Annotated in this window: 19 protein-coding genes and 4 tRNA genes; 21 read left to right on the forward strand and 2 right to left on the reverse strand. The window is 28.7% G+C overall.

Annotated elements, in window-relative coordinates:
• Positions 1–6 precede the first annotated feature (6 nt).
• The 11 genes from Q0Y03_RS00005 (at position 7) to Q0Y03_RS00055 (ending at position 9,090) form a co-directional block, all read left to right on the forward strand.
• Positions 7–83: transfer RNA gene (locus tag Q0Y03_RS00005), tRNA-Arg, on the forward strand.
• 4 nt (positions 84–87) lie between these two features.
• Positions 88–163, forward strand: a tRNA-His gene (locus tag Q0Y03_RS00010).
• A gap of 3 nt (positions 164–166) precedes the next feature.
• Positions 167–241: transfer RNA gene (locus tag Q0Y03_RS00015), tRNA-Gln, on the forward strand.
• A 5-nt stretch (positions 242–246) separates the two neighbouring features.
• Positions 247–322: transfer RNA gene (locus Q0Y03_RS00020), tRNA-Lys, on the forward strand.
• Positions 323–559: 237 nt separating this feature from the next.
• Positions 560–1,603 carry an anaerobic sulfite reductase subunit AsrA gene (gene asrA / locus Q0Y03_RS00025; RefSeq protein ID WP_297711809.1) on the forward strand — a complete coding sequence of 348 codons (1,044 nt, stop codon included), beginning with the start codon at positions 560–562 and terminating at the stop codon, positions 1,601–1,603.
• On the forward strand, positions 1,596–2,387 hold the full coding sequence (asrB, locus tag Q0Y03_RS00030; protein WP_297711810.1) for an anaerobic sulfite reductase subunit AsrB: 792 nt from the start codon (positions 1,596–1,598) through the stop codon (positions 2,385–2,387). The genes asrA and asrB overlap by 8 nt, the downstream gene beginning before the upstream one ends.
• A 13-nt stretch (positions 2,388–2,400) precedes the next feature.
• Positions 2,401–3,453 (forward strand): sulfite reductase subunit C, encoded by a 1,053-nt coding sequence (gene asrC, locus Q0Y03_RS00035; protein WP_297711811.1) that lies wholly within the window; start codon positions 2,401–2,403, stop codon positions 3,451–3,453.
• Positions 3,454–3,582: 129 nt separating this feature from the next.
• Entirely contained in the window at positions 3,583–4,617 is a 1,035-nt protein-coding gene (locus tag Q0Y03_RS00040; protein ID WP_297711812.1) for a LacI family DNA-binding transcriptional regulator, read from the forward strand.
• Positions 4,618–4,857: 240 nt separating this feature from the next.
• Positions 4,858–6,516, forward strand: coding sequence for an alpha-glucosidase (locus tag Q0Y03_RS00045; RefSeq protein WP_297711813.1), 1,659 nt, complete (start codon positions 4,858–4,860; stop codon positions 6,514–6,516).
• A 99-nt stretch (positions 6,517–6,615) separates the two neighbouring features.
• Entirely contained in the window at positions 6,616–8,283 is a 1,668-nt protein-coding gene (locus tag Q0Y03_RS00050) for a PTS transporter subunit IIBC (protein ID WP_297712023.1), read from the forward strand.
• Positions 8,284–8,295: 12 nt separating this feature from the next.
• Positions 8,296–9,090 (forward strand): endonuclease/exonuclease/phosphatase family protein, encoded by a 795-nt coding sequence (locus Q0Y03_RS00055; RefSeq protein WP_297711814.1) that lies wholly within the window; start codon positions 8,296–8,298, stop codon positions 9,088–9,090.
• A 103-nt stretch (positions 9,091–9,193) separates the two neighbouring features.
• Here the strand turns inward: Q0Y03_RS00055 and Q0Y03_RS00060 are convergent, their stop codons facing one another.
• Both Q0Y03_RS00060 and Q0Y03_RS00065 read right to left on the reverse strand, forming a co-directional pair.
• Entirely contained in the window at positions 9,194–9,376 is a 183-nt protein-coding gene (locus Q0Y03_RS00060) for an alpha/beta-type small acid-soluble spore protein (protein ID WP_133015732.1), read from the reverse strand.
• 229 nt (positions 9,377–9,605) lie between these two features.
• Positions 9,606–10,196 (reverse strand): ECF transporter S component, encoded by a 591-nt coding sequence (locus tag Q0Y03_RS00065; protein WP_297711815.1) that lies wholly within the window; start codon positions 10,194–10,196, stop codon positions 9,606–9,608.
• Between the two features lie 221 nt (positions 10,197–10,417).
• On the opposite strand from Q0Y03_RS00065, the gene Q0Y03_RS00070 reads away from it, so the two are divergent.
• The 10 genes from Q0Y03_RS00070 (at position 10,418) to yihA (ending at position 23,262) form a co-directional block, all read left to right on the forward strand.
• Positions 10,418–10,756: a hypothetical protein gene (locus tag Q0Y03_RS00070; protein WP_297711816.1), complete on the forward strand. Its 339-nt coding sequence runs from the start codon at positions 10,418–10,420 to the stop codon at positions 10,754–10,756.
• Positions 10,757–10,762: 6 nt separating this feature from the next.
• Positions 10,763–12,025 (forward strand): hypothetical protein, encoded by a 1,263-nt coding sequence (locus tag Q0Y03_RS00075; protein WP_297711817.1) that lies wholly within the window; start codon positions 10,763–10,765, stop codon positions 12,023–12,025.
• 35 nt (positions 12,026–12,060) lie between these two features.
• A complete protein-coding gene (locus tag Q0Y03_RS00080; protein WP_297711818.1) occupies positions 12,061–13,347 on the forward strand; it encodes a peptidoglycan DD-metalloendopeptidase family protein in 1,287 nt (428 codons plus the stop codon).
• Between the two features lie 403 nt (positions 13,348–13,750).
• Entirely contained in the window at positions 13,751–13,945 is a 195-nt protein-coding gene (locus Q0Y03_RS00085) for a hypothetical protein (protein WP_297711819.1), read from the forward strand.
• A 348-nt stretch (positions 13,946–14,293) separates the two neighbouring features.
• Positions 14,294–15,577: a trigger factor gene (tig, locus tag Q0Y03_RS00090; protein WP_297711820.1), complete on the forward strand. Its 1,284-nt coding sequence runs from the start codon at positions 14,294–14,296 to the stop codon at positions 15,575–15,577.
• 157 nt (positions 15,578–15,734) lie between these two features.
• A complete protein-coding gene (gene clpP / locus Q0Y03_RS00095) occupies positions 15,735–16,331 on the forward strand; it encodes an ATP-dependent Clp endopeptidase proteolytic subunit ClpP (RefSeq protein ID WP_133015725.1) in 597 nt (198 codons plus the stop codon).
• 38 nt (positions 16,332–16,369) lie between these two features.
• Positions 16,370–17,665, forward strand: a complete 1,296-nt coding sequence (gene clpX / locus Q0Y03_RS00100; protein WP_297711821.1) for an ATP-dependent Clp protease ATP-binding subunit ClpX — start codon at positions 16,370–16,372, stop codon at positions 17,663–17,665.
• A gap of 150 nt (positions 17,666–17,815) precedes the next feature.
• A complete protein-coding gene (lonB, locus tag Q0Y03_RS00105; protein ID WP_297711822.1) occupies positions 17,816–19,468 on the forward strand; it encodes an ATP-dependent protease LonB in 1,653 nt (550 codons plus the stop codon).
• An 874-nt stretch (positions 19,469–20,342) separates the two neighbouring features.
• On the forward strand, positions 20,343–22,673 hold the full coding sequence (lon, locus tag Q0Y03_RS00110) for an endopeptidase La (protein ID WP_297711823.1): 2,331 nt from the start codon (positions 20,343–20,345) through the stop codon (positions 22,671–22,673).
• Positions 22,663–23,262, forward strand: a complete 600-nt coding sequence (gene yihA, locus Q0Y03_RS00115; protein WP_297711824.1) for a ribosome biogenesis GTP-binding protein YihA/YsxC — start codon at positions 22,663–22,665, stop codon at positions 23,260–23,262. The genes lon and yihA overlap by 11 nt, the downstream gene beginning before the upstream one ends.
• Positions 23,263–23,266: the final 4 nt, after the last annotated feature.

A 23,266-nucleotide genomic window follows, 5' to 3' on the forward strand; every position in this document is an offset into this window, starting at 1 on the left:
AAATAAGCGTGTTTAGCTCAGCTGGATAGAGCAACGCCCTTCTAAGGCGTGGGCCAGGAGTTCGAATCTCTTAACACGCACCATATGGTGAACGTAGTTCAGTTGGTAGAGCGCCAGTTTGTGGCACTGGTTGTCGTGGGTTCGAGTCCCATCGTTCACCCCATTTAGGGATATCGCCAAGCGGTAAGGCACCACACTTTGACTGTGGTATTCGTAGGTTCGAATCCTGCTATCCCTGCCATTTTTGGTTTACTAGCTCAGTCGGTAGAGCACTTGACTTTTAATCAAGGTGTCCGGGGTTCGATTCCCCGGTAAGCCACCAAAGCAACTAAGAATTTTCTTAGTTGCTTTTTTGCGTTTCAAAAAATATTATAATAAAAAATAATAAAGAAAATATGAAAAGTATTTATAAGCATATATATTATAATTTTTTTTAATGATAACGATGACAAAATTCAATTGTTAATTTAATAACAAAAGTAGTATATTAAATTTAGGGGAAGTAAATAAAAGAAATAAGACTTTCCTAATGGTTAAACTAAGTTTTGGAGGGATAAATATGGGATATAAACTATTATCAAATGAGATAGATAGCTTATTTGAAAAATTAAAAGAAGAATACAAGATATATGCACCAAAGAGATTTGTGAAACAGGGGAGATATTCAGATACAGATATAATTAAATATGATGAGGTTAATTCTTTTGAAGAGATTGTTTATAATGAAAAGTCAACATATCCAGCAAAAGAGATAATTACACCAATTAATCAAACATTATACTTTTTTACTGAAGATGAGTTTAGAGAAAGTAAAAATCCATATGGTAATAAAAAAATATTAATATTTGCAAGACCATGTGATATTAATGCTCAAAAAAGGCAAGATAAAATTTACTTGGAAAATGGTGGTTTTGAAGATTTCTTTTATAAAAGAATTAGAGAAAAAGTTAGATTTGTATGTATGGAATGTGTTGAAGGGTTTGATACTTGTTTCTGTACAGTTATGAATAGCAATAAGACAGATGATTATAGTTTAGCTATCAGATTTCATGAAAATTCAGCAGTATTTAAAATTAATGATGATGAATTTGATAAGTATTTCACAAATTGTACTGAAGAAGAATTTGAACTTAAATTTATAGAAAAGAATATGGCGGAGGTAAATCTTCCAGAAATAGAAAGCAAAGAAGTATTAAATAAATTAAAAGAACATTCAATGTGGAAAGAATATGATAGAAGATGTATTCAATGTGGAAGTTGCACAATTGCTTGTCCTACATGTTCTTGTTATACAACTAGGGATATTATTTATAATGAAAATATAAATGTTGGAGAGAGAAAAAGAGTACAAGCATCATGTCATATTGATGGATTTGATGAAATGGCAGGAGGACATAGATTTAGAAACACTGCTGGTAATAAGATGAGATACAAAGTTTTGCATAAGATACATGATTATAAAGAAAAGTTTGGAGATACTCATATGTGTGTAGGTTGTGGAAGATGTACAGATAGATGTCCAGAAAATATTTCTATTACAGCAACTATAAATAAAGTAGATAAAGCAATTAAAGAAATAATTGGAGGGAAATGTGATGAATAACGTATTAACACCAAAAGCATGTAAGATTATTGATATAAAAAAAGAGAGCAATTTAGAATACACATTTAGAGTTGAAACTGATATTAAGGTTAAGCATGGACAGTTCTTACAATTATCAATTCCTAAAATTGGAGAAGCACCAATATCTGTTAGTGGATTTGGAGATGGATATTTAGACTTTACAATTCGTTCAGTAGGTAAAGTAACAGATAAAATTTTTACATTACAATCTGGAGATACATTATTTTTAAGAGGAGCTTACGGTAAAGGATGGCCAGTAGAAAAATTAAAAGGTAAAAATATAGTTATAGTAGCAGGAGGAACAGGAGTTGCTCCAGTAAGAAGTATGATAAATATGCTTTATAATGATGAAACATATGTAAAAAGTGTTAATCTAATATTTGGATTTAAAGATGAGAATTCAGTACTTTTTAAAAATGAATTAGAATTATGGAAAGAAAGGTTTAATACTATTTATACATTAGACAAAGGAAAAATAGAGGGATTTGAAAATGGATTAGTAACAAAATATTTATCAAAATTACCATTAGATTCATTTAAAGATAATTATGAAATAATAATAGTAGGACCACCAATGATGATGAAATTCACAGCTTTAGATTTTATAAAACTAGGTGTGCCAGAAGAAAAAATATATGTTTCTTTTGAAAGAAAAATGTCATGTGCTATAGGAAAATGTGGACATTGTAGAATTGATGAGACATATGTTTGTTTAGAAGGACCTGTATTTAATTATACTAAAGCAAAAAGTTTATTGGATTAGGAGGAATTTTATTATGAATTATGATATAGATATTAAAAAAGTCAGAGTAAACTGTTTTCGTCAATCAAAGGTTCCAGGAGAATTTATGCTTCAAATGCGTATTCCAGGAGGAACAATAAATGCGAAATATTTAAGTGAGATAGAATATATAGCAGTGACTTGGGGAAATGGAACTTTCCATATGGGAATGAGACAAACTTTTAATATACCAGGAATAAAGTATGAGAATATAGATGCAGTTAATGAATATATTAAGGATTATATTAAAGAAGTAGAGATAGATGAATGTAATTGTGATATGACTATAAATGATAAAGGTTATCCTACCATAGGAGCTAGAAATATAATGGCATGTATAGGTAATACTCATTGTATAAAGGCAAATGTTAATACTAAGGAACTAGCAACAAAGATTGAAAATTTAATATTCCCATCACATTATCATATTAAAGTATCAGTTTCAGGATGTCCTAATGACTGCGGTAAGGCTCATTTTCAGGACTTTGGAATAATTGGTCAAGCTAGAATGGAATATCATAAAGAGAGATGTATTGGATGTGGTGCCTGTGTCCGTGCTTGTCAACATCATGCAACAAGAGTTTTAAGTTTAAATGAAAATGGATTAGTAGATAAAGATCCTTGTTGTTGCGTAGGGTGTGGGGAATGTGTATTAGCATGTCCAGCCAGTGCATGGACTAGAATGCCTGAAAAGTTTTATAGAATAGTCATAGGAGGAAGAACAGGAAAGCAAAATCCAAGAATGGGAAAAACATTTGTTAACTTTGCAACTGAAAATACTGTTCTTGGAATATTGGCAAATTGGCAAAAGTTTTCTGCTTGGGCATTAGATTATAAGCCAGAATATTTACATGGTGGACATTTAATAGATAGGGCTGGATATAATAAATTTAAGGAAATAATTTTAGATGGAGTTGAATTAAATAAAGAAGCTTTAGTTGCAGAAAATATATATTGGGCAGAAACGGAGTATAGATCAAATATAAATGTTAAACCAATAGGTATGCATAAATCAATTAGTACCACAAGACCAATTAGAAATAGTTAAAATTAGTAATATATAGTTACTAGCATAGTATGATGTTTAATAAAGCAAACATTATACTATGCTTCTATTTATTTTATTATAAATTTATACTATAATAATGCTGAGATTAGAAAGTAAGAGGGCGTATTTATGAAGATAACAATAAAGGATGTAGCAAGAGAAGCAAAGGTGGCAACGTCTACAGTATCGAGAGTTTTAGCAAATAGTAGTAAAATAAGTGAAGAAACAAAAGAGAGAGTTAATGAAGCAATAAAGAAATTAAACTATACTCCAAGTGTTGTGGCAAGAGGACTTGCAAATAATAAGACAAGAATATTAGCAGTTTTATTACCAGGAGGTGCTGAAGTATCATTTGAAAATCCATTTTTTGTTCAGGCTATGAAGGGGATTAGCATGTATTCTCAAAGGGAAGATTATTATATAATGTATGCTTTTAATGAGAATAATAAAGATGATGAAGAATGGATAAAAAAGTTTACTGAAGGTAATCTTGTGGATGGAGTATGTTTATTTAATGTAAAAGATAATGATATAACTATTAATTATTTAAAGAAAAAAGGATTTCCGTTTGTTGTAATAGGTAGACCAGATGAAATTAAGGGGGTTTTATGGGTAGATAATGATAACTTTGCAGCTATGTATAATTTAACTCAAAATATGATAGAGTTAGATAATAAAAGAATAGGGTTTATAGGAGCTAAGCCTGAAATGAATGTTTCTAAGGATAGATTAAATGGATATAAACAAGCATTGTTTAGTAGGAATATAGAGATAGATAATGAATTAATAATAGAGATGGATGATTTTTCAGAGAAAAATGGATATTTAGCAGCAAAGGGCATATTAGAAAAAAATAAAGTATCAGCATTTGTAACAACAGATGATTTACTTGCTTTTGGAGTGCAAATAGCAGTTAAGGAGTTAGGGTATGAAGATATATCTATAGTAGGATTTAATAATATACCATTAACTCAATATAAAAATCCACCATTAGCATCAGTTGATATTAATTCTGAAAAGTTAGGAATGTATGCTACTAAATTGCTAATTGACAAATTAGAAAATAGAGAAAGCAAGGGATATTATGTCATTGAAACTAAGTTAGTTGAAAGGGAATCATTAATAAAAAAAGAAAATGCAAATCTGGTGCAACCGATTGCATAATATGAACAAAATGAGAGATATTCTAACTTCATTTAAAAATTTGACTAAAAATAGGATAATTTAATTCTTGTAAACAATTTCTTGGAATGTTATAGTAAATTCATAGAACTGGTAACGGTTTAGTAAATTGTAAGATTAATAAATGGACAAACTAATAATGTAAATATGTACAGTAAATAGTACTGTACATATTATTTAAATGTTTATGCAACCGATTGCATATAAAAGGGGTGTGTTTTAATGAAACGAATTTGGTGGAAAGAGGCTGTAGGATATCAGATATATCCTAGGAGCTTTAAAGATTCTAATGGTGATGGAATAGGAGATTTAAAGGGGATAACATCTAAATTAGATTATTTGAAAGATTTAGGTATTAATGTAATTTGGATATGTCCTATGTATAAATCACCAAATGATGATAATGGATATGATATAAGTGATTATCAAGATATTATGGATGATTTCGGAACAATGAAGGATTTTGATGAATTGTTAGAACAAGTCCATAAGAGAGATATGAAACTTATAATAGATTTGGTAGTAAATCATACTAGTGATGAACATCCATGGTTTATAGAATCGAAATCATCAAAGAATAATTCAAAGAGGGATTGGTATATCTGGCGAGAAGGCAAGAATGGACTAGAACCTAATAACTGGGAAAGTATTTTTAAAGGCTCTGTATGGGAGTATGATAAAAATACTGAGGAATATTTCTTGCATTTATTTACAAAAAGACAACCAGATTTAAACTGGGAATGTAAAGAGTTAAGAGAAGCGGTTTATAATATGATAAATTGGTGGTTAGATAAAGGGATTGATGGATTTAGAGTTGATGCAATTAGTCATATTAAAAAAGAAGAAGGATTAACAGATATGAATAATCCAGAAGGGTTAAAATATGTAGAATCTTTTAATAAACATATGAATGTGGAAGGTATACATAAATATTTGCAAGAGCTAAAAGAGAGGACTTTTGATAACTATGACATTATGACTGTTGGAGAAGCAAATGGAGTAGATGCTGAAGAAGCTGATCTTTGGGTTGGAGAAGAAAATGGAAAGTTTAATATGATATTTCAGTTTGAACACTTACATCTTTGGGGAGCTGAAAGTGAAAATACATTTAATGTAAAGAATTATAAAAAAGTATTAACTAAATGGCAAAAAGCATTAGATGGTAAGGGATGGAATGCATTGTATATAGAAAATCATGATATTCCTAGAGTAATTTCTACTTGGGGAAATGATAAGGAGTATTTAAGAGAGTGTGCAACAGCATTTGGTCTTATGTATTTTATGCAACAAGGAACACCATTTATATATCAAGGTCAAGAAATTGGAATGACAAATGTTAAGTTTGATTCAATTTATGATTATAATGATGTAAAAGGTATAAACATATATAAGGAAAAATTAGCTGAAGGGTTGACTAAAGAAGAGGCATTAAAGTATGTGTGGGCAGTATCAAGAGATAATTCTCGTACTCCAATGCAATGGGATGATAGTATTAATTCAGGATTTACTGAAGGAAAGCCTTGGATTAATGTTAATGAAAATTATAAAAATATAAATGTACAAGCACAATTGAAAGACGAAAAATCAATTTTAAATTTTTATAAAAAGATGATTACAATAAGAAAGGAATATAAGACTCTAATTTATGGTAGTTATGATCTTATATTAGATGAAGATGAGAAAATTTATGCTTATACAAGAACTATGGGTAATGAAAAATTTATTGTAATAGTAAATTTATCACATGATGAAGCGAAATATAATTATGGGGAAGAATTAAATTACGAAGGATTATTATTAAGCAATTATAATGTTGATAAACATAATGCAATAAAAGAATTTATTTTAAGACCATATGAAGCAAGACTTTATAAACTATAATTTATAAAAATAAAATAATAGAGCTCGGGTATTTTAAATACTTAAAATAAAAAATATAAATTTAGGAGGTTAATCCTCCTAATGAAAAGGGGAATAAAAATGGGTAAAACAAAGAAAAAGGGCAAATTATTATCTTTCGATTTTTGGCAAAAGTTTGGTAAGGCGTTATTAGTAGTTATTGCTGTTATGCCAGCAGCTGGATTAATGATAACTATGGGGAAATTGATAGGAATGTATTTCGATGCAGATATAATGCAAGCAATATCAAGGATTATGGATAATATAGGTTGGGGAATAATTGGAAACTTACATATATTATTTGCAGTTGCAATAGGTGGTTCATGGGCTAAGGAAAGAGCAGGGGGAGCTTTCGCAGGATTATTATCATTTGTTCTTATTAATCGTATTACAGGTGCAATATTTGGAGTAAGTACTGAAATGTTATCAGATAGTACTGCAACAGTTAAGTCGTTATTAGGAGCAACATTAACAGTTCCAGATTACTTTACAAGTGTTTTAGGATCTTCAGCCTTAAATATGGGTGTATTTATAGGAATTATTTCAGGTTTCTTAGGTGCAACATTATTTAATAAATATTATAACTATAACAAATTACCACAAGCGCTAAATTTCTTTAATGGAAAAAGATTTGTTCCATTCGTTGTTATTTTATGGTCAACAGTTACTGCTGTTATATTATCTATAATTTGGCCTTTTGCACAAGGTGCTTTAAATAGCTTTGGTATCTGGCTTGCAAATTCAAAAGATACAGCACCAGTATTAGCACCATTTGTATATGGAGCATTAGAACGTTTATTATTACCATTTGGATTACATCATATGTTAACGATTCCGGTGAATTATACTGAACTAGGTGGAGTCTATACGTCATTAACAGGAGCAGCAGCAGGTACAGTTATTGCAGGGCAAGATCCATTATGGTTTGCTTGGATAACAGATTTAATCAACTTTAAGTCAGCAGGAAATATGGCTGAATATAATAATTTATTAGCAACAGTAACTCCTGCAAGATTTAAAGCTGGACAAGTAATATTATCAACAGCATCATTATTAGGTGTCGCATTAGCCATGTATAAAAATGTAGATGCAGATAAAAAGAAAAAATATAAATCAATGTTTATATCAATTAGTTTAGCAGTATTTTTAACAGGTGTAAGTGAGCCTATAGAATTCTTATTTATGTTTATTTCACCAGTACTTTATGTAATTTATGCAATATTAACAGGACTAGCATTTGCTTTAGCTGATGTAATTAATTTAAGAGTTCATGCTTTTGGGGCAATAGAGCTTATGACACGTGTGCCTATGATGATTAATGCTGGATTACTAGGAGATGTTATTAATTTTCTTATTGCCTGCTTAGCATTCTTTGGAATTAACTTTGGTGTATTTAGTTTCTGTATTAAAAAATTCAAGATTCCAACACCAGGACGTTTAGGGAATTATGATGAGGAAGAGTCAAGTGATTCAACAAAGGAAGCTGCAGTAGATAAAGCTACAGCTAATGATGTATTATCTTTAAAAATAATTTCTTTATTAGGTGAAAAAGAAAATATTGAAGATGTTGACGCATGTATGACTCGTTTAAGAGTAACTGTTAAGGATATTGAAAAAGTTGCAGATGAAAAAGAGTGGAAGAAAAATGGAGCATTAGGATTAATATTAAAAGATAGTGGAGTTCAAGCAATCTATGGTCCAAAGGCAGATGTATTAAAATCGAATATTCAAGATATATTAGGAGTTTAGTAGGGGTTTAATATGAAACTTTTAACTTTAAATTGTCATTCGTGGCAAGAAGAAAATCAAGTCGAAAAAATTAAATATTTAGCAAGTGTTATTAAAGAGAAGCAGTATGATGTAGTTACACTTCAAGAGGTAAGTCAAAGTATTGATTCCAACTCTGTTAATTCAATAATTAAAGAAGATAACTTTGCTATGTTATTGATTAAAGAATTAAATAAACTTGATGAGTATAAATATAACTTTATATGGGATTATTCGCATATAGGATATGATATATATGAAGAAGGTCTAGCAATACTTACAAAGCATGAAATTAAAGATTCTAAATCTTTCTATATTTCACAAAGCAATGATAAAAGTAATTATAGAACTAGAAATATAGTTAGTATAACAATTGAGAGGAATGATGAACTAATTGATTTTTATAGTTGTCATACAGGTTGGTGGAATGATGATATAGAACCTTTTAAATATCAAGCAGATAAATTATTAGAGAATATATCTAATGAAAGATTATCATTCATTATGGGGGATTTTAATAACAATGCATTGATAAGAAATGAAGGATATGATTATTTAATAAGTAAGGGATTAATAGACACTTATTGTAATGCTAATATAAAAGATTCGGGAATTACTGTTAAGGGAGAAATTGCAGGCTGGGAAGCACAACATCAAGATAAAAGATTAGATTTAATATTAACTAATAAAGATATAAAAATAGAAAAATCTAATGTGATATTTAATAATATAAATAAACAGATAATTTCTGATCATTATGGTGTAGAGGTTTTTATAGAAGCAAAATAAAGGTTTTATTATTAATAAAGTTATATAAAGATAGAGAGTGTAAATATCAATTTAGATATTTACACTCTCTTATTTTGTTGTATTAACTTATTTTTTAGTTAGCTTACTTTATTCCTTGTTCGTATTGTTCAACCATTCTCTTAACCATTTCTCCACCAACGCTTCCGCATTGTTTAGAAGTTAAGTTTCCGTTGTAATCTGTAAAAGGAACTCCCATTTCGCTTGCCACTTCATTTTTAAATTTTGATAATCCGTTTTTTGCTTCTGGTACTAACTTTTGAGCCATAAAAGACCCTCCTTTAAATAAATTAATATTTATGTTTTTTGTAAGTAAAATGTTTTTGCTTACACTAGTATTATGTGCAGAGTTAATTTATATAATCTATTAAAAACAAGGAAATAAAGTAAAAAAAGAATATTTTAAGTATCAAATGGAACTAAATTATATAAATAGTAATAACATAAAAATAATACATACTTAGATAATCATGTATATCTTAGTATGTATTAAGTAATTAGTTTCTTTTCATTTTTAGCATTGTAACAACTATTGGTATTGTTATTAATGCTGAGACCATAGCTTCAGGTATACCGTTAGTTAATCCAACAGTAAGTAAAGTACCAGCTACTGCATCTCTTGAGATTTCTCTTGCTTGTGCATATTTATCAAGATATAAAAGGTAAGTTAATCCTAATACACCAATTGTATTGGTTAATGTAGCTAAAATTGATGCAATACCGGCACAAACACCAGTACTTTTAATTTTACTTTTAAGTAATTTAAATGAATAATATGCTACTATACCAATCAATATTCTTGGAATTAATGCAATTATTGGATTCCAAAATATAAAAGATGTTAACCCAGGAGCTGTAATATTTTGATACATTGAAAATAATCCAAAAATTAACCCAACAGCTATACCTACAACAGGGCCTTCTAATATAGCACCTATAATTACAGGGATGTGCATTATAGTAAGGCTGAAGATAGGTAAACGTATTAGTCCTAAACCACTTATACCAAGAAAAATAGAGATTCCACCAAGTGCACCTATGAGAACGAGTCTTCTAGTTTTAGACCTAGAATTAGTATTTCTTTTCATTAGTATTACTCCTTGTATTCTATAAAATTTGTTAAAATAATGTTCAAATTTTAATTTAATATAAAAATATAAATTTTTCAATGAAAAACAAATTATTTGTATAAATAAAGATTTTGATTATATTTATTTTAAAAATAGAAATAGCTAAAAAAATGTTGAATAGTAAGAAATAAATGATATATTATGAGTAGAGTATATTATTTTATGTAAGGAGTAAAAAAATGAATTTATTTACAATTGAAAATTTAATTTTTAATAAAGAGGATTTTTTAGATGATATAAATGAATTTGAGGATTTATTACCTATAATAGAGGAATTACAAAATGAATTAACATATGAAGAAATTGAATGTGTTGGTGAAAATGATTGTTGTGGAAAAAGTAATAAAAATTATATAGTTGAAATTCAAGGTTTTTTAAATCAAGATGATGAGTTTATTACTAAAAAAGAAATTGAGGAAAATCCATCTTTAGCAAATGGGAAAATAATGGATTTATTTGTTATTAGATTATATAAATGTGTGTCTTGTGGTAAATGGATTATAGATATTTTGGAGTAATAATTTATGAGAAATCTTAAAGAAATAACAAAAGAGGGTTTTAAAAATCTTAATTCTAATTTTTTTAGTTTTATAAAAGATATTAAAAATATTAGGGAGATAGGGATTAAAGTAATATGGGAAAGAAATAAATCTAAAATAATTATAATATTTGTATCTATACTTGCAATTTTTATATTTTTAATAAGTAACCTTAGTTTATCTAAGGAAGAAGTTTTAAGTGAATTTGAATCAGCTTTAATTAATGGGAATTCTTCTACGTTAACTAATTATGTAAGGGTAGAAGATGAAAAGGTATCTTCTAAAGAGTTACAACCTTTAATTGATGTGTATGATAAAGATGAGATAAGGGTTAAGAAAATAGTCAATGATCTTAGAAAAAACGGAAAAAGTGGCAACTTTATATTGGGAAGCAGAAAGGGCTTTTTAAAGGAAAAATATTATATTGATATTAATACTATTACTGTTAATTTTATTACAAATATAGCTGGTGCTGATATAGAGTTTTCAAATAAAAGGTTTAATTTAGTTAATAAAGCTGAGTTTGATGTAATTCCAGGTACATATAAAGTTTTATATACATATAAGACTGAGTATGGTGATATAAGTGATAGTAAAATTCTAAATTTAATGGAAGATGAAACTGTTGAAATAGATATTGATGGAAATTATATTACATTGTATTCAAATTTTGATGATGCAAAAGTATTTATTAATGATATTGATACTGAATTAGAGGCTAAGGACTTTAAAAATTATGGTCCTTTTCCGAAAGATAAGGATATTAAAATATATCTTGAGAGAGAGTTTCCGTGGGGAACAATCCGTAGTGAAGAGTTATTAATAAGTAATGAACAATATATTAAGCTTGATATAAATATGGTAAATGATGAATTAAATAATATGATTGATGACATAGCAAATAAATTTTATCTTAGTTCATTTGAGGCATTAAATAGTAAAGATAAAAGTCTTATTTTAGGTGCTACAGAAGAGGTAAAGGAAATGGCTTATAACTATATTAATGAAAAGACACTTTTACTAAGTAATAATTATGAAATAACTGATTTAAATGTTGAAATTGAGAAAAGTGATTTTAAATATGAAGATAATATATATAAAGCTAGTTTGGTAACGAGGATTGATTATAGTGTATATAAAAAAATGTTGCCATTTGTTAAAAATTCTAATGAAAAATCTTTTATTCTAAATTTAGAGTATGAAAATGGAGATTTTATAATTAAAGGAATTCAGAAAATAGATATATAAAGATCAATAACTAATGATAAAATATGGGGGATAAAATGAATAATAGAAAAAAGATTATATATACATTACTTATCTGCATATTAGTAAATAATGCTTATGCTTTTGCAGAAAAAAAGGATTCTATAAAAGAAGAAATAGAAAGTAATAAAAATAAAATTGAAAGTCTTCAAGATGAAAAAGAAAATTTAAATAATCAGATTGAAGAGGAAAAAAATCAACTAACGGGAGTTGAAGCTGATATAGAGGAAAAAGAAAATGAACTTTATGAGCTTCAAAAAGAGATTAGTGAATATCAAAAGCAAATAGATGAGATACAATCAGATATAAATGATTTAAATTATGCAATTAACGAAAGTAAAAATCAAGTTGAAGTAAAGAAAAAGTATATTGAAGAATTAAAAGAGGAACAAGAAAAAATCCAAGAGTTGTTAAATAATAGAATAAGAAGTGTCTATAAACTTGATTTAACAAAGCAATATATTTACATGATTCTTAAGAGTAAAAATATATTGGAGCTTTTTCAGAATTTATCAAGTATTTCTAGAATAATCACTTTTGATAAAGGATTAATAGATAAATCTATACAAACTCAAGAAAGTATAGCTGTTGAAATTAGTGAAATAAATTTAAAGATAAAAGAACAAGAGGAAAAACAAATTGCTATAAAGGAAAAACAAGAAGAAATAGTTAGTGCAAAAAATAGTGTTATGGCTATACAAAACAAAGAAGAAGAAAAAAGAAAAGAACTTTTAGCACTTCAAAATGAGAAATTAAATAGTATTGCATCTTTAGAAAATAGTAGTAATTCTATAAATGATGAAATACAAGAGTTAGAATCACATAATAGTGAGTTAGAAGCTGAGTTGGATAGAATAATTAATAGTGTTGCAGGAAATACAGGAAATAGTAATAATATAGAAAGTTTACCGAGTGAAAGTGGATTCCTACGACCAGTTCCAGGAAGAATAACTAGTTATTATGGATATAGAGTTAATCCTGTTACAGGTGAGTATAAATTACATAAGGGAATAGATTATGCAGGGAATTATGGTGATCCAATTAAGGCTTCAAAAAGTGGAGTGGTTGAATATTCAGGATGGATAAGTGGATATGGTAATACTATAATTTTAGGACATGGAAATGGAGTTCAGACATTATATCCTCATGCTCAGACTTTGAATGTTTCATATGGTGACACTGTATCACAAGGAGATGTAATTGCAACTGTAGGTTCAACAGGAAATAGTACAGGCCCTCATTTACACTTTGAAATAAGAATTAATGGAGAGGCTGTAGATCCTTTAAATTATATACCTTATTAGAGCTTAACAATTATTATACAAAAAAGGTTATGTGAAAGCATAGCCTTTTGTATAATAAAGTTTAAGTAAGACAATAATATTGAATAAAGTTTAAGTTATATTTTTTATAAATAAAAAAACCTGTGCATAGCACAGGTTTAAGGGATTACAATCACTTAAGAAAGGGAATAAGTGATTGTGTGGGGTTTTATTAAAACTCCATAATTATATTTAATTATAGAGCGGTATGGGCTGTTTAAGAGTATTTATAAATTAAATACTATATTAATATTATACAATAGTATTTAATAAAATCAAATATTTTTTACAAAAAAAAGTTGAAAAAATTTTTTTTATGTATAAATTTAGAAGAAAGGTTATATATAATTATGTTAGTATATGGATAAAAAAGGAGGGAAATAAAATGTTTTATAAAGAAGATATTCTTAAGGATAAGCCAGATTATGAGGCATATAGTGAAAATGAAGCTAAATTAACTATAGAAGAAATGAGAGATTTAGGGATGTTAAGGTGTGGAGGTTGTTGTAGCACTAAGGGTAATAGCAACAAGAAGTGTAGTGGATGTAATAAGTCAAAAAAATGCTGTAAATCAAGATAATAGATTGTCGAATAATAAGGTAGAAAAGAATGGAAAAATAACAAAGTTATAAATGATAAAAATGAAAAAAAAGTAAATAAATGTTTATTAGTTAATTATTATGTGTTAATATTATAAAAGATAAAATTTTAATACTTAAAATTAAGTGAATATACCACATTAAGTTATCTAAAAATCAAGATAATAGCTTAAAGGTTGAAATTGATGGAAATATTATGTATAGTACTAATGAAGAGCAAATTATTAAGTAATTTTGTGAACAAACATTTGTAAAAAATAGCTTAAATGTGTTATAATAAGCTAGTTGTATTAATCAAACAAGAGATACTTTTTTAGGAGGAATATACAATGGAAGCTAAAATGGAAAAAATCGATGTAAATATCGTTAAGTTTGAAGTAAAGGTTGAAGCTGAAAAATTTGATGCAGCTTTAGCAAGAGCGTATAAGAAAAATGTTAAGAATTTCAATGTTCCAGGATTCAGAAAAGGAAAAGTTCCTATGAATGTTGTTAAAAAATATTATGGAATAGAAGTTCTTTTAGAGGATGCTGTTAACTTTGCAATAGAAGGATCATACAGTGAAGTATTAAAAGAAAACAATATAGTACCAGTAGACTATCCAAAGATAGATGTAGTTGAAGTTGGAGAAGGCAAAGATTTTGTTTATACTGCAGAAGTTACTGTGTATCCAGAAGTTGAATTAGGTGACTACAAAGGATTATCAATAGAAAAGAAAACATATGAAGTGACTGAAGAAGAAGTTTCAAAGAAGCTTAAAGAAATGCAAGAAAAGAATGCTAGAGTTGAAACTAAAGCAGAAGGAACAGTTGAAAATGGAAATATAGCTGTTATTGATTTCAAAGGATATGTTGATGGAGAAGCATTCCAAGGGGGAGAAGGAAAAGACTACTCTTTAGAAATTGGATCAAAGACTTTCATTGATACATTTGAAGAACAATTAGTTGGAGCTAAAGTAAATGATACAGTAGAAGTTAATGTTACTTTCCCAGAAAACTATGGAAAAGAAGAGTTAAATGGAAAACCAGCTAAATTTGAAGTTACTATAAAGGAAATAAAGGTTAAAGAATTACCAGAATTAGATGATGAATTTGCTAAAGAAACATCTGAATTTGATACTATAGCTGATTTAAAAGCTGATGTAACTAAAAAGTTAGAAGAAGCTAACACTGAAAGATCAGAAAGAGAATTTGAAGAAGCTGTTATTACTGCTGTAGCTGGAAATGCAAAAGTTGAAATTCCAGAAGTTATGGTAGAAAAAGAAGTAGATAAAATGGTCCAAAATTTACAACAAAGATTACAATATCAAGGTTTAACTTTAGAACAATACTTCCAATTCACAGGAACTGATGAAGAAAAGATGAGAGAATACATGAGAGCTAATGCTCAAACTAAGGTAAAAGTAGATTTAGTTTTAGAAGCTATAGAAAAAGCTGAAAATATTGAAGCTACTGAAGAAGAAATAAGAGAAAAAGCTGTAGAAGTTGCTAAGATGTACTCTGCATCTGAAGATGAAAAAATGGTTGATTTATTAATGCAAAGCCAACAAGCTGCATTAAGAGCTGACGTTATTACAAATAAAACAATAAAATTATTAATTGAAAATAATAAATAGTCTTATATTAATTGCCAGGAGAAATTCTGGCAATTATTAAAATATTTCTTTAACAAAATAAAGTAAAATTTATATAATTTTAATATAATTACTTTTGATTAGTTGGATATATTATAAAGTAAGAAGGGTTTTAAAGAGAAAAGGAGGGAATGCAAAAATGAGCAATTATATTCCATATGTTGTAGAACAAACAGGGAGAGGAGAAAGGTCTTACGATATATTTTCAAGACTTTTAAAAGACAGAATTATAATGCTTAGTGGTGAAGTTAATGATGTTACTGCTAATTTAGTAGTAGCTCAATTATTATTTTTAGAAAGTGAAGATCCTGATAAAGATATTTATCTTTACATAAATAGTCCAGGTGGTTCAATTACTTCAGGAATGGCTATTTATGACACTATGCAATATATAAAATGCGATGTAAGTACAATTTGTATTGGTATGGCAGCTTCTATGGGAGCATTTTTACTATCAAGTGGAGCTCCAGGGAAGAGATTCGCACTTCCAAATAGTGAGATAATGATTCACCAACCATTAGGGGGATTCCAAGGTCAGGCTACTGATATTGATATTCATGCTAGAAGAATCTTAAAGATAAAAGAAACTTTAACTAGAACAATGGCTGAATCTACTAATGGGAAAGTTGATTATGAAACTATGGTTCAAATGTGTGAAAGAGATAATTTCATGAGTGCAGATGAAGCGTTAAATATTGGATTAATCGACGAAGTTATTGTTAAGAATAAAAAATAATTAATTTTTGGCGGAATAAGCCAAAGTGAGGTGATGTTATGGCTAAATTTGAGGATAAAAAGCAGTTAAAGTGTTCATTTTGTGGTAAAAACCAAGATCAAGTAAGAAGATTAATTGCCGGACCAGGCGTATATATATGTGATGAGTGTATAGATTTATGTTCTGACATAATTCAAGATGAATTTGAAGATAATGTAGAATTAGATACTACAGCATTACCAAAGCCAACAGAAATTAAAGCATATTTAGATCAATATGTAATTGGGCAAGATAGAGCAAAAAAAGCATTATCAGTTGCTGTTTATAATCATTATAAAAGAGTTAAAGCTAATATGATAGATGATGATATAGAACTTCAAAAAAGTAATATATTATTATTAGGGCCAACTGGATCAGGTAAGACATTATTAGCTCAAACATTAGCTAAGTTTTTAAACGTACCATTTGCAATAGCTGATGCAACAACTTTAACAGAAGCTGGATATGTAGGTGAAGATGTTGAAAATATTTTACTTAAACTAATCCAAAATGCTGATTACGATGTTGAAAAGGCAGAAAAAGGTATCATTTATATTGATGAGATTGATAAAATTGCTAGAAAGTCTGAGAATCCATCTATAACTAGAGATGTTTCTGGTGAAGGAGTTCAACAAGCATTATTAAAGATTTTAGAAGGAACAACGGCTTCAGTACCACCACAAGGTGGAAGAAAGCATCCGCATCAAGAGTTTATTCAAATTAATACTTCAAATATATTATTTATTTGTGGTGGAGCTTTTGATGGTATAGAGAAAATAATTCAAAAGAGAACAAGAGTAAGCACAATGGGATTTGGAGCTGAAATTCAATCTAAGGAAACTAAAGATGTTGGTGAAACTTTAAAAAATATTCTTCCAGAAGATTTATTAAAGTTTGGATTAATACCAGAGTTCGTAGGAAGATTACCTATGGTAGTTTCTTTAGAGTCTTTAGATCAAGATGCTTTAATTAATATTTTAAGTCAACCTAAAAATGCATTAGTTAAACAATATAATAAATTATTTGAAATTGATAATGTAGAATTAGAGTTTACTGATGATGCACTTAAAGCCATTGCAGATGAAGCTATTGCAAGAAAAACTGGGGCTAGGGGATTAAGAGCAATTGTTGAAGATATAATGATTGATATTATGTTTGATGTTCCGTCAGATGAAAATATAAGCAAAGTAATTATTACAGAAGCGACAATTAAATCTAAACAGTTACCTGAATTAGTAAGATTAGGTGAAAATGAAGTTAGACCAGTTTTAAAATCTAAAAAAACTAAAAAAAGAAAAGGTATGGAAACCGCATAATAAAACACCTCTAGATTTCTAGAGGTGTTTTTACTTTTATTATTATCAGTTCTGGAAAAATTATAATTAATTACTACTAATTATGGAATAATACAACTATTAAAGGTTAATAATACAAATAGAATGTATAAAAGTGGAGGGTATAACTTTATGAGTGAAATAATGATAATTCTACAATTTATAATGATGATTCTATTTATAATATATTTATTTAATAGTAATAAAGCGAATCATTCTAAAAAAGTAGTAGTAGATAAAGAAAACAAGAAGGAAATGGAAAAACTTTTGAAAATGCGAAGAGTAAAGTTAACGGAACCTTTAACAGAGAAAAGCCGACCTGTTAATTTTGAAGATATTATAGGGCAAGAAGAGGGAGTAAAAGCGTTAAAAGCAGCTATATGTGGTCCTAATCCTCAACATGTTATTATTTATGGGCCACCTGGAATAGGAAAAACAGCAGCAGCTAGATTGGTGCTAGAAGAAGCTAAAAAGAGAGAAAAATCACCGTTTAGGAAAGATTCGAAATTTGTTGAAATTGATGCTACAACTATAAGATTTGATGAAAGAGGTATAGCAGATCCCTTGATAGGTTCAGTTCATGATCCTATTTATCAAGGAGCAGGATCCTTAGGTGTTGCGGGTATACCACAGCCTAAACCAGGGGCTGTAACAAAGGCTCATGGAGGGATATTGTTTATAGATGAAATAGGTGAGCTGCATCCCATAGAAATGAATAAGTTATTAAAGGTATTAGAGGATAGAAAAGTGTTTTTAGATAGTTCATACTATAGTTCAGAAGATCCTAATATGCCTACTTTTATAAAAGAGATATTTGATAATGGCTTACCAGCTGATTTTAGGCTTATAGGTGCAACTACTAGGAGTCCTGATGAAATTATTCCAGCTATAAGATCTAGATGTGTAGAAGTGTTTTTTAGAGGTTTACAAACTGATGAAATAAGAGAAATAGGAAGTAGGGCTATAGAACGTGTTGGATTAAAGACTACAGATATAGGACTAGATATTATTAGTAGACACTGTTCTAATGGGAGAGAAGTAGTTAATTTAGTCCAATTGTGTGCAGGAGTTGCTATTAACGAAGATAGAGAGAATATTACTGAAAATGATATAAAGTGGGTTATTGAAAATGGTCAATATACAGAGATACCTGAGGTGAGAGTTCCAGAAAAATCTCAAATTGGAGTAGTTAATGGATTAGCTGTGCATGGAGCTAATATGGGAATGTTAATGGAAATTGAGGCTACAGCTAAAAAGGTGTCAGGTAGAAGTGGTGAATTGAAAATTTCAGGTATTATTGAAGAAGAAGAGATTACTATGAGTAATAGAAAAATTAAGAGAAAAAGTACTGCATATTCTTCAATACAAAATGTATTAACAGCTTTAAATAATATTTTTGATTTAAAATGTGAACAATATGATATTCATATAAATATACCAGGAGGAATTCCTGTAGATGGTCCCTCTGCTGGAATAGCAATAGCTAGTGCTGTTTATAGTGCTATAGTAAGAAAAGCAATTAATAGTAAAATTGCAATGACTGGGGAAATAAGCCTTTTAGGTATGGTTAACCCTATTGGTGGGGTTAACGCTAAGATATTAGCAGCTAAAAAGGCAGGAGCAACGCAAGTGCTAATTCCAGAAGCAAATTGGAATGAGAGCTTTTGTGAATACGATGGAATATCAATAATTAAAGTTAAACATATTAAAGAAGTATTAGATTTATGTACAATAGACACTCTAAATTCTAAAATAAATATATTATCAGCCAAAGCAAAAGAATAAAATTGTTCGTCACGTGGAAGCGAAAAAATGAAATATTAATTTTCCGGAAACTGTGAAATTTTTACCTAGAATTTATATAATTTATTCCGTAAAATTGGCTAAAGTTTTTAAACTTAAGTGAGATTCAAAATTTCAATTTTGTTAATCGAACTTACACATTCGACGTAAGGAGAAGGTGCTTCCTTTTAAAAGGAAACTCACTCTTCACTATCGCTCAGAGGAGTAAGTTCAGCTAACTAAATTAAAATTTAGAGCTTCACTTAACGCCAATTTTACTACATCAATTATTAAACTCTACGGCTCAATTTCAATGTTCCCTCCAAACTAATATTTCATTTTTTCTTTTTCAATGTGTTTGCTTATAACTCCAACTTTATAGTTAATGTTTTCTGCTACAAATTTTTCTGATATTATATTTAATTTATAAATTTATAATTTTAGTTATAAAAATGTATATATTTAAAAGTTAATAATTTGATAGCAGAAGTCGTTAACTTTTAAGGTGATGACACGGGAAATTGTATCTTTAAGCTTAAAGGCCAGTGATAAAGAAAAATTAATGATATTATCTGAAGGAATATTGTAATTAAGTTTTAGAATTTAATTGCTTTGGGAAGAAAAAGAGCTTTAAGAATCTGAGGGAATGAAATGACTTTCGAAGCTTTAGCTCTTTTTCTGGAAAAAAACAATATAAATTCTTAACGAAAATTACATAATTCATGGAGATAATATCATTAATTTTCGGCATCACGGCATTCAAGCTCTAACGAACAATTTAGATAGTTTTCGGATAAAGTTGAAAAAAATAATATTTATGTGTATAATAGAAAAGTTAAATGTATTAGTAAGATGAGATTTAGAATGGAGGGGGAAAATGAATACAAATTCAATTTTATTGCCATTAATTCCTCTTAGGGGTATTACTATTTTTCCCAATATGATTATACATTTTGATATTGGTAGAGAAAAGTCTATTGCTTCTCTTGAAGAAGCTATGTTACAAGAGGGTAAAATATTTTTAGTTACTCAAAAGGATCCAGAAGTTGAGTTACCAACTGAAAAAGAGGACATGTACTCAATAGGAACTATATGTAAAATAAAGCAAATACTTAAGCTTCCAAAAGGAACTACCAGAGTTTTAGTTGAAGGTATAGAGAGGGCTAGGTTATTAGAGTTTGAAGAAAAAGATAATTATTTAAGATGTGCTATTGAAAAAATAGCGGAATCTGAAAAAAATGTTGAAACTAATGAAGATTTAGCTTTTAGAAATCAACTTGGTAAGGCCTTTGCCGCATATATACATGCAACAGAAGGTGATAATAGTAAAGTTCTTCAAATGATGGATCAGGAAAAGAATTTAGGAAAAGTTACAGATTTAATTGCTGCTTATATACAATTAGAAGATGAAAAGAAGCAATTCATATTAGAGACTATTGATGTTCATGATAGAATAGAAAAATTACTTGTTTTTATTGATGAGGAAATACAGATAGTTGAAATAGAAAAAGAGATAGGTAACAAAGTAAAGACTAAGCTTGATAGAAGTAATAAAGAATATTTTTTAAGAGAACAGATTAAGGTTATTCAAGAGGAACTTGGAGAAGATGAAGAACAGAGAGAAATAAGAAAATATATTAATGCTTTAAGGAAACTTAGAATGCCAAAAGAAGTAAGAGAAAAGGCAGATTATGAGTTATCAAGATTAAAATCGTCTAATTCAAGTGATGGAAATAATATTAGAAGTTATTTAGATTGGATAGTTGCATTGCCTTGGAATAAATCTACTAAAGATTCTTTTGATATAGAAAAGGCTTCAATGATACTTGATGAAGAACATTATGGATTAGAAGAAGTAAAAGAAAGAATTTTAGAGTATCTAGCAGTAAAACAATACACAAAATCCCTAAAGGGACCTATTTTATGCCTAGTAGGACCTCCGGGAGTTGGGAAAAGTTCTATTGCTAAATCAGTAGCTAAGTCATTAAACAAAAAGTTTGTGAGAATTTCATTAGGAGGAATTCGTGATGAAGCGGAAATAAGAGGGCATAGAAGAACTTATATTGGTGCTATGCCAGGAAGATTAGTTTATGCTTTAAAAGAAGCTAAAGTGAGCAATCCATTGGTTTTATTAGATGAAATTGATAAATTAAGTGCAGACTATAAAGGGAATCCATCAGATGCTTTATTAGAAGTTTTAGATCAAAACCAAAATAAAACATTTAGGGATTCTTATATGGAAGTTCCTATTGATTTATCTAATGTTCTTTTCATTACTACTGCTAACTCATTAGATACTATTCCTAGAGCATTACTTGATAGAATGGAAATAATTCAGGTTTCAGGATATACCTATGAAGAAAAGTTCCATATTGCTAAAAATCATTTGATTAATAGAGCTATGGAAGAGTATGGTGTTGATGAAAAAACAATAAAAATTTCAGATAATACTATGAAAGAAATAGTAAATGGATACACTAGAGAATCTGGTGTTAGAACTTTAGAAAGGCAAATTAATAAGGTAATTAGAAAAGCTATTACTGAATTAATTAAGAGTAAAAAGAAGAGTTTAACAGTTTCAGCAAATAAGCTAGAGAAGTATCTAGGCCCAGTTTTATTTGAGTTTGAAAATGATGATAAAAAAGATAAGATTGGAGTTGTTACTGGTCTTGCTTGGACTGCATATGGTGGAGATACATTACCAGTTGAAGTAGCTGTTATGAAGGGAAATGGTAAACTTGAATTAACAGGTCAATTAGGTTCAGTAATGCAAGAATCAGCTAAGACTGCGTATAGTTATGTAAGAGCTAATAGTGATAAATATGACATAGCAGCTGATTTTTATAAGAAAAATGATATCCATATTCATGTGCCAGAAGGGGCAGTTCCAAAGGATGGACCTTCTGCAGGAGTAACATTAGTTACAGCATTAGTGTCAGCTTTATCTAAAAAGCAAGTAAAAGGAAATATAGCTATGACTGGAGAAGTTACTTTAACAGGAAGAGTATTAGCTATTGGTGGTGTTAAGGAAAAGTGTTTAGCTGCTCATAGAATAGGAATTGATACTATTATTTTACCAAAAGAAAATAAAAAGAATGTAGATGAAATACCATCATCAATTAAAGGAAAGTTAAATTTAATATTTGCTGATAATGTTGAAGAGGTATTACAAAATGCATTAATCGGAGTTGATAAAAGTGATAATTAAAAAATCAGAGTTTATTATATCTGCCGTTAAGAGAAATCAGTATCCAATAGATGGTAGAAATGAAATTGCTTTCGTTGGAAGATCTAATGTAGGTAAGAGTTCGATAATAAATGCTTTAACAAATAGAAGAAAACTTGCTAAGGTATCTCAAACACCTGGTAAGACAAGATTAATAAACTTTTTCTTGATAAATGATGATTTTTATTTAGTTGACTTACCAGGGTATGGATATGCTAAGGTATCTAAAAAAGAAAAAGAAAGTTGGGGCAAAACTATAGAAATGTATCTGACAGATAGGCAGGAGTTAAAAAGAGTTATACTATTAGTTGATTCAAGACACAAACCTACAGCAGATGATATTATGATGTATGAATGGATTAAACATTTTGATTATGATTGTATAGTAATTGCAACAAAGAGTGATAAGCTTTCAAACAATGAGCTTGCTAAAAGTAGAAAGCTGATAAAGGAAACATTAGGGCTTGGAAGTACAGATAAGTTTTATTTCTTCTCATCTTTAAATAAAAGGGGAAAAGATGAGTTAATAGATAATATATTTGAAGACTTATCAGAAGAAGCTAAAAATTAGTGAA

Source organism: Clostridium sp. (assembly GCF_026168755.1).
Classification (GTDB): Bacteria; Bacillota; Clostridia; order Clostridiales; family Clostridiaceae; genus Clostridium.